General features: G+C 74.0%; 12 protein-coding genes. 10 read left to right on the top strand and 2 right to left on the bottom strand.

Annotation, left to right across the window (positions count from 1 at the left end):
• Positions 1-246: 246 nt before the first annotated feature.
• On the top strand, positions 247-2,067 hold the full coding sequence (locus ACFO60_RS20775) for an AfsR/SARP family transcriptional regulator (protein ID WP_380842422.1): 1,821 nt from the start codon (positions 247-249) through the stop codon (positions 2,065-2,067).
• A gap of 34 nt (positions 2,068-2,101) precedes the next feature.
• Here the strand turns inward: ACFO60_RS20775 and ACFO60_RS20770 are convergent, their stop codons facing one another.
• The gene (locus ACFO60_RS20770; protein WP_380842420.1) at positions 2,102-3,241 is read right to left on the bottom strand and encodes a nucleotide disphospho-sugar-binding domain-containing protein; all 1,140 of its coding nucleotides are present in this window, start codon (positions 3,239-3,241) and stop codon (positions 2,102-2,104) included.
• 165 nt (positions 3,242-3,406) lie between these two features.
• On the opposite strand from ACFO60_RS20770, the gene ACFO60_RS20765 reads away from it, so the two are divergent.
• Genes ACFO60_RS20765 through ACFO60_RS20745 form a run of 5 tightly spaced genes read left to right on the top strand, consistent with a single transcriptional unit; the run spans position 3,407 to position 10,029 of the window.
• On the top strand, positions 3,407-4,597 hold the full coding sequence (locus tag ACFO60_RS20765; RefSeq protein ID WP_380842418.1) for a nucleotide disphospho-sugar-binding domain-containing protein: 1,191 nt from the start codon (positions 3,407-3,409) through the stop codon (positions 4,595-4,597).
• Between the two features lie 18 nt (positions 4,598-4,615).
• Positions 4,616-5,449: a class I SAM-dependent methyltransferase gene (locus ACFO60_RS20760; protein ID WP_380842416.1), complete on the top strand. Its 834-nt coding sequence runs from the start codon at positions 4,616-4,618 to the stop codon at positions 5,447-5,449.
• Positions 5,446-8,184: a PEP/pyruvate-binding domain-containing protein gene (locus tag ACFO60_RS20755; protein WP_380842414.1), complete on the top strand. Its 2,739-nt coding sequence runs from the start codon at positions 5,446-5,448 to the stop codon at positions 8,182-8,184. Before ACFO60_RS20760 ends, ACFO60_RS20755 begins: the two co-directional genes overlap by 4 nt.
• Positions 8,181-9,221: an ABC transporter ATP-binding protein gene (locus tag ACFO60_RS20750; protein ID WP_380842411.1), complete on the top strand. Its 1,041-nt coding sequence runs from the start codon at positions 8,181-8,183 to the stop codon at positions 9,219-9,221. The genes ACFO60_RS20755 and ACFO60_RS20750 overlap by 4 nt, the downstream gene beginning before the upstream one ends.
• Positions 9,190-10,029 (top strand): ABC transporter permease, encoded by an 840-nt coding sequence (locus tag ACFO60_RS20745; RefSeq protein ID WP_380842409.1) that lies wholly within the window; start codon positions 9,190-9,192, stop codon positions 10,027-10,029. The genes ACFO60_RS20750 and ACFO60_RS20745 overlap by 32 nt, the downstream gene beginning before the upstream one ends.
• Before the next feature lie 266 nt (positions 10,030-10,295).
• Here the strand turns inward: ACFO60_RS20745 and ACFO60_RS20740 are convergent, their stop codons facing one another.
• Positions 10,296-11,438 carry a nucleotide disphospho-sugar-binding domain-containing protein gene (locus ACFO60_RS20740; protein WP_380842407.1) on the bottom strand — a complete coding sequence of 381 codons (1,143 nt, stop codon included), beginning with the start codon at positions 11,436-11,438 and terminating at the stop codon, positions 10,296-10,298.
• Positions 11,439-11,611: 173 nt separating this feature from the next.
• On the opposite strand from ACFO60_RS20740, the gene ACFO60_RS20735 reads away from it, so the two are divergent.
• The 4 genes from ACFO60_RS20735 to ACFO60_RS20720 are packed head-to-tail and all read left to right on the top strand — an operon-like array spanning position 11,612 to position 15,461.
• Entirely contained in the window at positions 11,612-12,487 is an 876-nt protein-coding gene (locus ACFO60_RS20735) for an LLM class flavin-dependent oxidoreductase (RefSeq protein ID WP_380842405.1), read from the top strand.
• Between the two features lie 14 nt (positions 12,488-12,501).
• Positions 12,502-13,170: an SDR family NAD(P)-dependent oxidoreductase gene (locus ACFO60_RS20730; RefSeq protein ID WP_380842403.1), complete on the top strand. Its 669-nt coding sequence runs from the start codon at positions 12,502-12,504 to the stop codon at positions 13,168-13,170.
• A 21-nt stretch (positions 13,171-13,191) separates the two neighbouring features.
• Positions 13,192-14,157 carry an alkaline phosphatase family protein gene (locus tag ACFO60_RS20725; RefSeq protein WP_380842401.1) on the top strand — a complete coding sequence of 322 codons (966 nt, stop codon included), beginning with the start codon at positions 13,192-13,194 and terminating at the stop codon, positions 14,155-14,157.
• Positions 14,158-14,204: 47 nt separating this feature from the next.
• A complete protein-coding gene (locus ACFO60_RS20720) occupies positions 14,205-15,461 on the top strand; it encodes a glycosyltransferase (RefSeq protein ID WP_380842398.1) in 1,257 nt (418 codons plus the stop codon).
• The last annotated feature ends 12 nt before the right edge of the window (positions 15,462-15,473 follow it).

The following is a 15,473-nucleotide window of genomic DNA, read 5'->3' as shown; positions in this document are numbered from 1 at the left end:
GTGGGGTCACTTGGTAAGAACGCCTCGGGCGCCCACCGTCCGAGGCGGTACGGGATGGTGGGCGAACCTACTGGTTTGTTCACAGTGGGAAATATTGTCAAGGCGCCAGGGTCCACGGGGGTCAGAAGCGCTGTTTCCAGGGTTCGATGACGCATGTCCCGGTCTCGGCCCGCCAACGGTCTCAGCAGCTCGCCATCACCCTTGAGGTGCCTTGTGCTTGGCTGATCAAGCGAAGGCGGGTGACTTATGCAATTTCGAGTCCTAGGCCCACTCGAAGTACTCGAAGACGACAAGATCCTGACGCCCAGCGCCCTCAAGCAGCGCACCGTGCTCGCGCTGCTGGTGACCCATCGCAACCGTGTCGTCCCGGTCAGCACGCTGATCGAGGAGATCTGGGGAGAGGCGCCTCCCAAGAGCGCCGTCACCACCCTGCAGACCTACGTCTACCAGGTGCGCAAACTGTTCGCCGCGCACGCCGGCCGCCACGCCGACGACATCCTCGTCACCAAGCCGCTCGGCTACGTCGCCGCCATCTCACCCGACGACCTCGACCTGACCGTGTTCGAAAGGTCACTGGCGAGAGGACAGGCCGCCCTCGAGGCCGGCCGTGTGGAGGAGGCCTCGGCGGCGCTGCACACGGCGCTCGCCCTGCGCAGGGGAGACGCGCTGACCGACGTGCAACGCGGGGCCCTGCTGTCGGCGCAGGCCGCGAGGATCGACGAGGCCATGCTGCGGGCGCTGGTGCTGCGCGTCGAGGCCGACCTGCGGCTCGGACGGCATCACGAGCTGGTCAGCGAACTGCGCGCGCTGGTCGCGGAGAATCCGCTGCACGAGGACCTCTACGCCAAGCTGATGGTCGCGCTCTACAGGTCCGACCGCCGCTCCACCGCGCTCGAGGTCTACCACGAGCTGCGCCGCTCGCTGAACCACGAGCTGGGGCTGGATCCGTCCCCGGCCCTGCAACGCCTGCACCAGGACGTGCTGTCGGACGCCGCCTCGCTGCAGCCACCGGTGCGGGCCCGCACCTGGGGCGGGACGCTCATGCAGAACGTGCGGCTCTCACAGCTCCCGCCGGACATCGGCGACTTCGCCGGACGGGCCGGCGACCTGGCCGCTCTCGGCAGGCTCTTAGAACCGCGCGAATGCGCCCCGCGGGTCGTGGTGCTGACCGGGTCCGCCGGCATCGGCAAGTCGGTGCTGGCACGCAGGGCAGCCCACCAGGCCAGGGCCCGGTTCCCCGACTGCCAGCTCTACGCCTCCCTCGGCGCCGACGCCGATCCCGCCGACGTGCTGGCCGGTTTCCTGCGCACCGCCGGCGTGCGGCACGACCTGATCCCCGACAGCCTGCAGGAGCGCCAGCAGCTCTTCCGGGGCTGGAGCGCGGACCGGTCCGGCCTGCTGCTGCTCGACGACGCCGCCTCCGCCGCGCAGCTGCGCCCGCTCCTGCCCAGCGGCCCCCAATGGGCCGTCGTCGTGACCAGCCGCTCGGTGCTGCCCGGCCTCGCCGGGGTGGACCACCTGCGCCTCGGCCTCCTCAGCGTCGGCGACGCCGTCGAGATGCTCGGCAACATCGTCGGCAGGGAGCGGGTGGCCAAGGAACCCGAAGCGGCCGCCAGCATCGTCAGGATGTGCGGGCTGTGGCCGCTGGCGATCCGCACGGCCGGCGACCGGCTCGTCGCCGCGCCGCACTGGTCGCTGGACAAGCTCGTCGTACGGCTCGGCGACGAGTGCCACAGGCTCAGCGTGCTGCGCACCGAGGCCCTGGACATCCGCGCCCAGATCGCCTCCAGCTACGAGCAGCTCGACGAGGTGGAGCGCTCGGCGGTCCTCACCCTGGCCGCGGCGGAGACCTCGGTGTTCACCCTCGGCACCGCCGCCTCGATGCTCCAGGGCGACAGGAACGTGGTGGACAGCACCCTCGACCGCCTGGTCAACATGCAGTTCCTGCACACCGCGGCGGAGCACGCCGCCATGGACGGCGACATCCGCTACCAGATCCCCGTGCTGTTCCGGGTCTTCGCCCGGGAGCTGCTGGAGACCGTCGGCCCGCTGCTGGGGCTCTTCTGACCCTGGAAGGCCGCCGCTCCGGCGACCTTCCCCGTCAGCGGGTCCCCAGCTCGGCCAGGGTGGCCACCGCCTCGGCCGGCCCCGGCTGGGCGGCGTTCTCGGCGGCCACCTCGCGCGCGGCCCGCCGCACCCGCGGGTCGCCGAGCAGCACGCGGACCGCTTCGCGCGCCTCGGCCGCGTCCAGGCGCGCATAGGGCACCGACAGGCCGACGCCGCGCGCGGACACCCGCTCGGCGTTGACCAGTTGGTCGCCCTTCACCGGCACGACGAACTGCGGCACACCGCAGGCGGCGGCCGTCATCGTGGTACCGGCCCCGCCCTGGTGGACGACCGCCGCGCATGTGGGCAGCAGCAGGTTGAGCGGCACGCCGCCGGCCACGCGCACCCCCGGCGGCAGGTCGCCGAGCATCTCGCGCTGCGCGGGATCCACCGCCAGCACCACCTCGCCGTCCACCCCGGAAAGCGCCCCGAGCAGCTCCTCCAGCGGCTCCAGGTGGCCGCTCGCCTGCGCCATCGAGGTGCCCCAGGTGACGCACACCCGCCGCTCCCCGTCATGCGTCCAGGCGGGCGCGTGGCTGCGCCCGTTGTGCGGGATGTACCGCATCGGCCACTGCTCCGGCAGGTCCGGCACCTGCAGGCTCGGCGGGCACGGGCACAGCGTGGCCGTCCCCGCCGCGTCGACCGAGGCCAGGCCGAGCCGCTCCCACAGCGGCGCCAGCAGCGGCCACTCGGCGTCCCGCCGCGGCGGGGTGTGGTCGATTCCATAAGGCAGCCGCACCGAGGGGATGCCGAGCAGCTCAGCCGCGGCGGGACCCGCGTACTCGCGCGGCTCGAACACCACCAGATCCGCCGGCCACTCCCGGGCGACCGCGACGACGTCGTCCACGATCGCCTCGGCCGCCAGCCGGAACATCGTCATCGTGCGCGCCGTCCGCTCGCCCGCGCCGCCCGCCGGGTCACCCTTGACCCCGAGGTCCAGGCCCCGCCACGCGGCGCCGGGGTCGGCGTCGGCGCCGGCGGCCACCGGCTGCAGCCCCGCCTCGGCGACGCGCGGGGCGAACGACGGCTGCGCGGCGACCCGCACCTCGTGCCCGGCAAGGCGCAGCGCCCAGGCCAGCGGGACCATCGGGTAGTAGTGCGAGGCCGCGGCGTACGTGGTGAACAGGACCCGCATGACGCGCTCCCTTGTCGTGGTCGGGACGGGCCGCCAGCGTGTGCCGCCCGCCTCGGGGGCCGATCCTGGATCGGTTGAGAGCGCCCGGCTCAACGAAACTCGAGCGGATCGCGAACGGCCACTGCGACTGTGACGGCACATCTCGTCCGAGGGAGTGGTCGGCCTATGCGCGTGTTGTTCACCACGTGGGCGTGGAGCCCGCATTACTTCCCGATGGTCCCGCTGGCCTGGGCCTTGCGCAACGCGGGGCACGAGGTGCGGGTCGCGGGGCAGCCGGGGATCGTCGACTCGATCGTCAATTCGGGGCTGCCCGCCGTCAGCGTCGGCGAGGACATCGACTTCGTCGAGACCGTGCGCCGGCAGATGGGCATCGACGGCACCGCGGAGATGACCCCCGACCGCTGGCGCGAGCTGCGCAAGGGCAAGGGCAAGAAGGCGCTCGGCATCTTCGTCGACCTCGCCGAGGCCATGGTGGGCGACCTGATCGACTTCGGCCGCGCCTGGCGGCCCGACCTGGTCGTGCACACCCCGTCCGGCTTCGCCGGGCCGCTGCTGGCCGCCGCGCTCGGCGTGCCCAACGTCCGCCACCTCAAGGCCCCCGACATCGCCTACCCGGCCCGCGAGCTCGAGGTCGAGCTGCTGGAGCCGCTGCGCGCCAAGCTCAGCATCACCAGGCCCGTCGACCCGCTCGGCGCGCTGACCGTGGACCCGTGCCCGCCGAGCATGCAGGTGCCCTGCGAATACCCGCGCCTGCCTGTCCGCTACGTTCCCTACAACGGTCCCGGGGTCATGCCGGGCTGGCTGCTGGAACCGCCCGCCCGCCGCAGGGTCGCCGTCACCTGGGGCACCACCCTCGGCAAGCTGAACCCCCACATGGTCCTCGCCGGCTCGATGCTGCGCGCCATCGCCGAACTGGACGTCGAGGTCGTGGCCACGGTCGCCCCCGGGCACGCGGAGCTGGTCGGGGAGGTGCCGGCCGGCGTCAGGCTGGTGGAGTCGCTGCCCCTGCACATGCTGCTGCCGACCTGCGACGCCATCGTCCACCAGGGCGGCACCGGCACCACGATGACCAGCCTGGTCTGCGGCGTGCCCCAGCTCATCGTGCCGCAGTTCCCCGACCACGCCTTCAACGCCTCGTGCCTGGCGGGCGCCGGCGGCGGCGTCGTGCTGATGCCCGAGGACGCCGGCCCGGACGCGGTGCGCGCCCACGTGCGGCGGCTGCTCGACGACGAGCCCCTGCGCGCGTCGGTCCGCGCCCTGCGCGACGAGGCGATCGGCCTGCCGGCCCCCACGGAGATCGTCGGCGATCTGGAGGACCTCGCCGCGCGCTCGCCGCACGCACTGTCCCTCTCCTGACCGCGAAAGGCGGACCGCATGATCGGCAGAAAGAACCTTCCCGAGGACTACCGCAAGTGGAACGAGCGCTGGGGCGCCCCCTTCGGGCACGCGGCCGGGCGGCGCCTTATGACCGGCGGGCACCCCACGCAGGACGTGCGGGCAGCCCAGGCCAACCCCGGAGGGCCCGACTTCGGCCCCTTCGCCTTCCAGCCGGCGAGCCACACCCGCATCTACGAGTACCCGTGGGCCTACCTGACGGCCGAGCTGGACACGCCCAAGCGCCTGCTCGACATCGGCGGCGGCGCCAGCGGCTTCCAGTTCGTCGCCGCCATGGAGGGCCACGACGTGGTCAACGTCGACCCCACGGCGAGGAGCGACTACAACGACTGGAGCGACCCCGGCTACATCCTGCTGACCCCGAACCGGCACAAGGTGCTGAACGACACCTTCGGCACGTCGGTACAGCTGGTCGCCGAGCGGATCCAGGACGCCGGCCTCGAACCGGGCGGCTTCGACCGCATCTTCTGCCTGTCGGTGCTGGAGCACCTCGACGCGGCCGAGACCCTGGAGATCATCGACCACTGCGTCAAACTGCTCAAGCCCGGCGGGATGCTGCTGCTGACCGTCGACCTGTTCCTCGACATCAAGCCGTTCGGGGTCCTGGACAGGAACGTGTGGGGCATCAACCAGAACGTGCACTCCCTGGTCGAGCGCTCGGGCCTGGAGCTGGTCGCCGGCGACCCGCGCGAGCTGCTCGGCTTCCCCGAGTTCGACTTCGACCGGGTCGTGGAGCTGCTGCCCGAGCTGCTGATCTCCAAGGTGTATCCGGTGATGACGCAGACGGCGGCGTTGCGGAAGCCGGCCGGGTGACCGCCGAGAGGCTGACGCTGCCCCTGGCAGGGCCTGCGGGAGCCGGACCCGCCGAGATGGGCACCCAGGCGGAGAGGCTGACGCTGCCCTTGGCCGGGCTTGCGGGAGCCGGATCCGCCGAGGTGGGCACCAAGGCGGCGACGCTCGGCGCGCTCACGGCCGCCGGCTTCCCCGTGCCCGGCGGGTTCGTGCTCACCACCCGCGCGCTGACGCTCGCCATGGGGCCCGTGCTCTCCGGCGCGCCGGCCCGCGTCCCGGGCCGGCCGTGCCCCCCGCAGGCCGTGCCCCGCGAGGTCGCCGACGCCCTGCGCGTGGCGCTCGACGCGCTCGGCGGCGGCCCGGTCGCGGTACGGTCGTCCGCCCCCGACGAGGATCTCCCCGATCGCTCCTACGCGGGCGTGTACGAGACCGTGCTCGGCGTTCGAGGGCACGAAGCGCTGCTGGAGGCGGTGCTGACCTGCTGGTCCTCGGCGTTCGGGGACAGGGCCGCCGCCTACCGCGACGGCGGTGGGCCCTCGATGGCGGTGCTGGTGCAGACGATGGTGCCCGCCGAGGCGGCCGGGGTCGCCTTCACCGCCGACCCGGTGACCGGTGACCGGAGGCGGACGCTGGTGAGCGTGGTCGCGGGCCTCGGTGACCGCCTGGTCTCCGGGCGTGCCACGCCCGACGAGTGGTCGGTCCGCGACGGCCGCGCCACGCGGATGTCGGGGCGGGAGGACGCGCTCGGCGAACAGCAGGTCGCGGCCGTGGCCGCGCTGGCCGACCGGGTCGAGGCGTGGATGGGCGCGCCGGCGGACGTGGAGTGGGCCTGGCACGGCGGCGCGGTGGCGCTGCTCCAGGCGCGGCCGATCACCGCCCTCCCGCCGCCCCCGGACCCCGCCGCGCCACCGGACGGCCTGCCCGCGCCCGGCGACACGGGCAGGCTCGGTGACACGGGCAGACCGGGTGATTCGGGCAGGTCCAGTGACACCGGTAGGCCCGGTGATTCGGGTAGGCCGGGTGATTCGAGCGGGTCGGGTGACGCGGGCAGGTCGGGTGATGTGGGTAGGCCGGGCGATGTTGGTAGGCCCGGGGGGTTGGAGGGAGCGCCGCCTGGGTTCTGGACCCGGGGCGAGTACTCTCTCAAGCCGCTGTCCCGCATGAACGTCGGCACGCTGATCAAGGCCGTCAACGACCACAGCGCCGAGCTGTTCAGGTTCGCGACGGCCGACCGCGTCCGGGTGCGCAGCGTCGAAGGCTGGTCCTACGTCAGCATCGCCCTCGTCCGGGAGCCGCAGGCCCTCCGCGAATGCCTCGCCGCGGTCGCCGGCGCCCTGCGCGACGACGAGCCGTGGCGGCTGGTCGAGTCCTGGCGCGACGCCTGGGAGCCGCGGCTCGTCGCGGACATCGAGCGCGCCAGGCGGGCCGGCCTGGCGGCGCTGAGCGACGCCGGGCTGCTCACCCGCCTCGCCGAGTTGCACGAACTGGCCGCCGAGGCGCAGCGGCTGCACTTCCTGGTGGGCGGCGCCTCCAGCATGGTGTGGGGCGCGCTCGGCGCGCTCTGCGAGGAGCGGCTCGGCTGGGACGTCGCGCGCGTGCTGACGCTGGTGTCCGGGGTGCCGGGCAAGACCAGCGAGCCGGCGCGCGAACTGCACGCCCTTGCGCGCGCGGCCCGGGAGAACCCGGCGGTGCGCGAGCCGCTGGCCCGGGGCGACGGCGCCGCGGCCGTCCTGGCCGCCGACCCGGGCTTCGCGGCGCGTGTCCGCGCCTTCATGGAGGTGTACGGGCTGCGCTGCCTCGGCGCCGACCTCGCGGAGCCCACCATGGCCGAGCGGCCGGACGCCCTGCTGCGCCTGGTCGCCGCCCAACTGGACGCCCCCGACCCCGCCGCGGGCACCGAGAAGGCGGCCCGCGCGCGCGACAGTGCGGCCGCCGAGGCCCGCGCCCAGCTCGTCCCGGGTGGGGGAGGGCGGGACGACGGGCCGGGGCGGGAGGCGGGGGCGGGAGACGTGGCCGTGTTCGATCGGCTGCTGGAACGGGCCCTCGCCGCCTACCCGCTCAGGGACGACACGGCCTTCCACGCCCACACCGCCTGGGGCCTGTTCAGGTACGGACTGACGGAGGCGGGCCGCCGGCTCGCCCGGCGCGGTCAGATCTCCGACGAGACAGAGGTTTTCATGCTGGACCTGGACGAGGTGCGCGCCGCGGTCGCCGACGGCCGTCCGCGCGGCGAACAGGTCGCCGCCGAGGCGGCGCGGGTGGCGTGGGCGGCCGCGCACATGGGACCGCCGTCCTACGGCGACCCGCCGCCGCCCCCACCGGTGGCCGACGCGATGGACGCCATGAGCGCGGACGACCTGGCCGCCCTCGCCCCCATGCGCTGGGTCGACGCCGCCTATCGAGTCGGCTCCGAGCGCCGCGAGCAGAGCTCCGGCGACGTGCTGCGCGGCGTCGCGGCCTCGGCGGGGCGCTACACCGGGCCGGTGCGCGTCCTGGTCAGCGAGGCCGACTTCGCCAAGCTCCGGCCGGGGGACGTCCTGGTCTGCCCGGAGACCACGCCGCAGTGGTCGATGCTGTTCGGCAGCGTCGGGGCCCTGGTCACCGACAGCGGCGGTTTGCTGTCCCACCCGGCGATCATCGCCAGGGAGCACGGCGTTCCCGCCGTCGTCGCGACCGGCGACGCCACGCGGCTGCTGCGGGACGGCCAGATCGTCACGGTGGACGGGCGCGCCGGCCTGGTGGAGGTGTTGTCATGAGCGGGCAGGCCGTCGAGGTGCGCCGTGCCGGCCACGAGTCCGGCGGGGGAGGCCCGGCGGGCGGGACCGCCGCCATCGAGGCGCGGGGACTGCGCAAGACCTACACCCCGCCCTCCGGCGAGGTGCACGCCGTCCAGGGCGTCGACCTGGAGGTCGGACGCGGGGAGTTCTTCGGGCTGCTCGGCCCGAACGGCGCCGGCAAGTCGACGACGATCGGCATGCTCACCACGCTGGTCACCCCGACGGGCGGCAGCGCGCGGGTGTCGGGGTTCGACGTCGCCCGCGACCCGCTGGAGGTCAAGCGCAGGATCGGCGTCATGGGCCAGTTCAACACCCTGGACCGTGAGCTGAGCGTGATCGACAACCTGGAGTTCCGCGGCCGGTACGTCGGGATGAGCCGGGCGGCGGCCCGCGCCCGCGCCGAGCACCTGCTGGAGCAGTTCGACCTGGCCGACCGGCGCGACGCCGAGGCCGCCCAGCTCTCCGGCGGCCAGATGCGCCGGATGATGATCGCCCGCACCCTCATCAACCGCCCCGAGGTGCTCTTCCTGGACGAGCCGACCGCGGGCATCGACCCGCAGACCAGGATCAACCTATGGGGCGTGCTGCGCGAGATGCACGCGAGCGGTCAGACGGTGCTGCTGACCACCCACCACCTGGACGAGGCCGAGGCGCTGTGCGAGCGGGTGGCCATCATCGACAAGGGCGTGGTGCTGGCGTGCGACAGCGTCGAGGCGCTGAAGAAGGCCCACGGCGACACCGTCATCACGGCCACCTACGACGTGGAGCCGCCCGGCGTGCCGGAGGCACTGCGCCGCCGCGAGGGCGTGCGCGCGGTGACGGCCACGGGCGGTCAGGTCCGCGTCGTCACCACCCGGCCAGAGGGCCTGCTGCGTGAGCTGATCGACGCGGGCGCCGCGGACGGGGCCGACCTGCTGGACATCACCACCCTGCGCCCGAGCCTGGAGAGCGTGTTCCTGGCGCTGACCGGAAGGGAGTACCGCAATGACCACGCTGGACATCGCTCCGCCCGCTGAGACGGCCCGGCGCCCGGGGGTGTCGCACACCTTCTGGGCCATGCTGGCCAGGGACGCCAGGGTCGTCCTGCGCAAGCAGCTGTTCACCTTCCTGTCCCGCGTGCTGGTGCAGCCGCTGCTGTTCATGTTCGTCTTCTCCTACGTCCTGCCGGCCGCGCACCTCTCGCCTGCGGCGGGCAGCGTGTCCTACAGCACGATCATGATCCCCGGCATCCTCGCCACCACGATGATCTACTCGGGCATCATGGGCGTCTCGGTGCCGCTCATCTCGCAGATGTCCTTCCCGCGCGAGATCGAGGACCGGCTGCTCGCGCCCATCCCGCTCTGGGCGCTGGCGCTGCAGAAGATCACCTCTGGTGCGGTGCAGGCGCTGCTCGCCGCGATCTGCGTCTTCCCCGTGCTCTACTTCACCCACGCTCCGGGCGAGTCCCCTGTGCTGCAGGTGACGAGCTGGCCGCTGTTCGCGGCGGTCGTGGTGTCCGGCGCGCTGTTGTCGTCGTGCCTGGGGCTGCTGCTGGGCACGATCATCGACCCGACGCAGTTCAACCTGCTCTTCACGGTGATCATGATGCCGGCGCTGATGCTCGGCTGCGTCTACTATCCCTGGGCGGCCCTGGGCAACGTCCCGTGGCTCCAGGTGATCGTCCTGTTCAACCCGATCGTCTACCTGAGCGAGGCGCTGCGCGCCGTGCTCACGCCGGTGATGCCGCACATGCCCCAGTGGGCGTTCATGCTCGCCCTGGTCGGCGGGACGCTCGCGACCGGGCTGGCCTCGATCCGGTTCTTCCGCAACGCCGTCAGCAAGTAAGCGACCCGGGACCGCTCCACCGGGGAGCGGCCCCCGGACGGCTTGACAAGCGCGCGGACGGCGGGAGGAGCGCTCGGCAGAGGGCCGGTACGCCAGGCGTACCGGCCCTTCGTCATGGGCGGGTCCGGGTACTGGTCCTTTGCCACGGGCGGGTCCATGTACTGGTCCTCTGCCACGGGCGGGTCCGGGTACTGGTCCTCTGCCATAGGTGGGCCCACGTACCGGTCCTCTGTCACGGGTGGGCCCACCGGGGGTGGCGGCGTGGGTCAGCGCACCAGTTCGGCGAGCCGGCCGGCCACCTCGGCGGGCAGCGGCTGCGCGGCGATCTCCGCGCGCACCCGGTGCGCGGCGTCGGTGAAGGAAGGGGTCTCGAGCACCTCGGCGACCTGCGCGGCGATGCCTGCGGCGTCCGCCGAGACGTCCAGCACCGCGCCGGCGCCCGTCTTCGCGAGCTGGCCGACGTTGACCTTGTGGTCGGGCAGCGTGGGCGCGATCAGATGCGGCACGCCGAAGGCCGCGGCGGTGAGCGTGGTGCCCATGCCGCCCTGGGAGATCACCAGGTCGCAGCCCGGCAGCACGGCGCCCAAGGGCAGGGTCTCCGCCACGCGCACGTTGCCCGGCACCGGGCCGAGGGCGCGGCGGTCGGCCTCCGACAGCGCCGCGACCACGTCCACGCCCAGCCCGGCCACCGCGTCGATGATCTTCCCGGCCACGAAGTCGTAGTACTCGAAGCGGTACATGCTCGTGCCCCAGGTGACGCAGACCCGCGGGCGCCTGCCCTCGTCCAGCCAGGAGGGCAGCTCCGCCGTGCCGTTGTAGGGCACGTAGCGCATGAGCTGGCGGCGGAAGTCGCCCTCGACCTGCATGCTCGGCGGGCACGCGTCCACGGTCACCAGCCCGGCCAGGTCCACCATCCCGAGGCCGAGGCGCTCGGTCAGCTCCGCGAGGGCGGGGGACTCCGTCCACCGCAGCGGCGACAGGCAGTCCAGCCCCAGCAGGTGCCGCACCGCGGGCACGCCCTCCAGCGCCGCGACCAGCGGCGCCGCGTACGTCGTCTCCTCGAAGATCAGCAGGTCCGGGCGGAAGGCCCGCACCGCCTCGGTGAGCGGCCCGGCCATCGCCTCGGCGATCTGCGCGAAGTCCCGGATGGTGCGCGACTCGCTCTTGTTCCCCACCATGACCTTGCGGGGGAGGGCGCCGGGTTTGAGGAAGCGCTCGACCGCCGCGCTCACCTCGTCGTCGGTGCCCAGCGGCATCGCGGGCAGCCCCGAGCGCAGCACGTGCCGCGTCAGCCTGGGCTGGGTCGCGACCATCACGTCGTGTCCGGCCAGCCGGAACGCCCAGGCGAGCGGAACCAGCGGCTGGTAGTGGGAGGGACCCCAGGCCCACATGGTGATCATCACACGCATGTCCCCACCATCGCAGGGACGGCTCGAGGCTCGCTGGAGGGCTCCGGCGGGCCGACCGGCCGCGACGCGCCCCGCCGCGGCGGACCCCCGAGCGGCTCTCGACCAGGACTCCAAGCGCCGCTGCCAGGTTCTCGGTAGTCGTCCCACCCGAAAGCCTCACAGAGGTGCGTCGCATGGACATAGGTGTCGGCCTGCCGGTCATGGTCCCCGGCACGCATCCCGCCCGGGCCGTCGAATGGGCCAGGGCGGCCGAGGAGCACGGCTTCGCCGGCGTCGCCGTCCTGGACCGGGTCGTGTCCGGCAACCAGGAGCCGCTGGTGACGCTGGCCGCCGCCGCGGCCGTGACCAGCAGGGTGCGCCTGGCGACGACCGTGCTGATCGGCCCGCTGCGCGGGGACGGCACGCTGCTGGCCAAGCAGGCGGCGACGATGCACGCGCTGACCGGCGGGCGGCTGGTGCTCGGCGTGGCCGCCGGCGGACGCGAGGACGACTACCTGGCCACGGGAGTGCCGTTCGCCGGCCGGGGCCGCCGCCTGGACGAGATGCTGACGCGGATGCGGGAGATCTGGCGGGGGGACACCCCGGTCGGCCCCGCGCCGCCCGGCGGCGGGCCGCCCATCATCGTCGGCGGACACTCGCCGGCGGCCGTGCGCCGCGCCGCGCTGCACGGCGACGGCTGGATCGCGGGAGCGGGCTCCGCCGAGCCGTACGAGCAGCGGGTGCGGCGCTTCGCCGACGCCTGGCGCGCGGCCGGCCGGACGAGCCGGCCGCGGCTGATGGCCCTCGTGTACTACGCGCTCGGGCCGGGCGCCGGCGACCGCGCACGCGCCTACGCCGACGCCTGCTACGGCGGGCTCGGCCCCTACGCCGCCCGGGTGGCCGCGGGCGTCGCGACGACCGCGGAGCAGGTCAGGGCGGTCATCAGGGAGCACGCGGAAGCGGGCTGCGACGAACTGCTGTTCTTCCCCTGCTCGGCGGACGGCGACCAGCTGGAGCGGCTGGCCGGCCTGGTCGGCCTCACCGCGCCGGCGGCCGGGGCACCGCGGTGACCCCGAGGACCGCGGTGACCCCGAGGACCGCGCTGGTCACCGGCGCCGCCCGCGGCCTCGGCCGCGCCGTCGCCGCGCTGCTGGCGGAACAGGGCCACCGGGTGGTCGTCGGCGCCCGCGACGAGCGGGCGGCCGGCACGACGGCCCGTGCCATCGGGCACGACGCGCAGGCGGTGCGGCTCGACGTGACCGACGACGCGTCGGTCGCCGAGGCCCTCGACCGGGTCGGCGGCGTGGACATCCTGGTCAACAACGCGGGGGTGCTGCTGGACGGCTCGACGGCCGAGCACGAGGCGGCGGCGCGCACGCTGGCGGTCAACACGCTCGGCTCGTGGCGGGTGTCGCTGGCCTTCCTCCCCGGCATGGTGGAGCGCGGCTGGGGCCGGGTCGTGATGGTCTCCAGCGGCACGGCGTCCTTCACCGGGGGCCTGCACGCGGGCACCCCCGCCTACACCGTCTCCAAGGTGGCGCTCAACGCGCTGACGGTCGTGCTCGCCGAGCGGCTCCGGGGCACCGGCGTGCTGGTCAACGCCGTCAACCCCGGCATGGTCAGGACCCGCATGATGCCCCGGGCGACGACCTCGCCCGAGGAGGCGGCACCCGGCGTGGTCTCGGCCGCGACCCTTCCCGACGACGGCCCGACCGGCGCGTTCCTCCGGTCCGGGCGCGGCATCCCCTGGTAATCGAACGATCGATGAGGTCCCATGCGTAGAACCCTCCTGGTGCTGGCGCTGCTGCTCGGCCTGACACCCCTGCTCACGCCGACGGCCGCCGGCGCCTCGACCTGGCCGTCCTACCCCTGCGGCTGGCGTTCGGCCGCCCCGCAGACCTACGACCACGTGATCTGGATCTGGATGGAGAACACCTCCTACGGCCAGATCATCGGCAACCACGACGCGCCCGCCTTCAACCTGCTCTCGCGCCAGTGCGGCACGGCGACCGCCTACTACGGCCTGACCCACCCGTCCTTCCGCAACTACATCGCGGCGACCGGCGGCGTCGACTGGCACGACGCGCCGGCCTCGTGCGACCCGGGCGTGCCCGAATACTGTTACGCGCCGTTCCCGTCGATCCTCGACCAGGTCAAGGCGCAGGGGAAGCAGTGGCGGGTCTACTCGGACGCGATGCCGGAGAACTGCCGGGCGACCGACGCCCTGCCCTACGTGGTGCACCACAACCCCGCGCCGTACTACCCGCAGCTCGCCGAGGACTGCGCCCGCTGGAACGTCCCGGCCGGCACGCCAACCGCCGGAGCGCTCCGCGACGACCTCGCCCACAGCACCCTGCCCGCGTTCTCGTTCCTGGTCGCCGGCAAGGACCACGACATCTCCGGCACGAAGATCGCGGCGGGCGACGCCTGGCTCGGCGGATGGCTGCTGCGCATCCTGCTCAGCCGCACCTACCTCCAGGGGAAGACCGCGGTGATCGTCTCCTTCGACGAGGGGTACGGCGAAGGAACCGACGAGGACTGCGCGGTGACCCTCAGCGAGACCTGCCACGTGCCCACCCTCGTCGTCTCCCCGTCCACCCGCCCGGGCGCCACGTCCAGCGACCTGTTCAACCACTACTCTCTGCTGCGCACCACCGAGGACCTGCTCGGCATCCCCGAGCACCTCGAACTGGCCGGCGACCCGGCCACGCGCAGCATGCGATCGGCCTTCACCTTCTGATGCGCGTGCTGTGCACGGCCTGGGGGTGGGCGACGCACGTTCACCCCATGCTCCCCCTCGCGGCGGCGCTGGCGGCGGCGGGCCACGAGGTGCTGTTCGCGGTCCCGCCCGAGGTGAAGGACATCCCGGAGGCCGCCGGTCTCGCCACCGTCGCGCTCGGCGGCCACCTCGACCCGCTCCCCGCCTTCCGCACCGTCGCCGCCTCCAGCCCGAGCGGCCGTTCCCCCGCGCCGGCGGCGCGCGGCGGGACGCCGCGCGTGCTGAGCCTGTTCGTCCGGCTGGCCGAGGACATGGCAGGCGACCTGGTCGCGGTCGCGCGGGAGTACCGGCCCGACCTGGTCCTGCACGACCCGACGGCCCTCGCGGGCCCGGTGGCCGCGGCGGCCGTGGGCGCCCGCGCCGTTCGCCACCTGTACGGCCTGGACCTGCTCGCCCGGGCGTCCCCCATGGTGAGCCGGGCACTGGAGCCGCTCTACCGGCGGTTCGGCCTCCCGGCGACCGGCCCCATGACCGGTTCTGCGACCGGCCCTATGACCGGTTCTGCGACCGGCCCTATGACCGGTTCTGCGACCGGCCCTATGACCGGTTCTGCGACCGGGCCTATGACCGGCTCCGTGACCGGTCACGTGACCGGCTTCGGGATCGTCGCCGTGGACCCCTGGCCGGGCCCGGCGCGGCCGGGTCACCTGCCCATCCGCCACACCGCCTACGGCGCCGGCCTCACCCCGCAGCACGCGGGCCGAGGCGCCCCCTCCCGAGCCCAGGCCGCCGCGGGCCGCCGCCGGGTCTGCGTCAGCTGGGGGCACACCATGGCCAGGCTGGACGGCGGCCTGCACCTCGCGGGCCAGGTGGCCAGGACCGTCGCCGCCGACCCGTCGGTGGAGGTGGTGCTGGCCACGGCGCCCGAACACCGGCGCCTGCTCGGCGCCCTGCCGCCGGGCGTCCGCGTCATCGAGGACGGTCCCCTCGGCGGCGTCATCGCCGGCTGCGACGCCCTGATCTCCCAGGGCGGCGCGGGCGTGTCGCTCACCGCGCTCGCTCTCGGCGTGCCGCAGCTGATGATCGGCGGGCTCCCCGACCATCTCGCCCACGCCCGCGCGGTCGCGGAGCTCGGCGCCGGGCGCGCGCTCACCGCCGGCGAGGCCGGCGACGACACGCTGCGCCGTGAACTGCGGCTGCTCCTGCACACCCCCGCCTACCGGGAGACCGCCGCCCGCCTCGGCCAGGAGATGCGGGCCCGCCCATCCCCGGACGAGGTGGCCGCCCACCTGGCCGGGCACCGCACACCGCACGAAAGGGCCTAGCCCCGATGCCCG

Origin of the sequence: Sphaerisporangium dianthi (assembly GCF_042654065.1) — a bacterium.
Lineage (GTDB): Bacteria > Actinomycetota > Actinomycetes > Streptosporangiales > Streptosporangiaceae > Sphaerisporangium > Sphaerisporangium dianthi.
The sequence above is the reverse complement of the archived record's forward strand: the minus strand, read 5'-3'. Positions and strand labels throughout refer to the sequence as shown.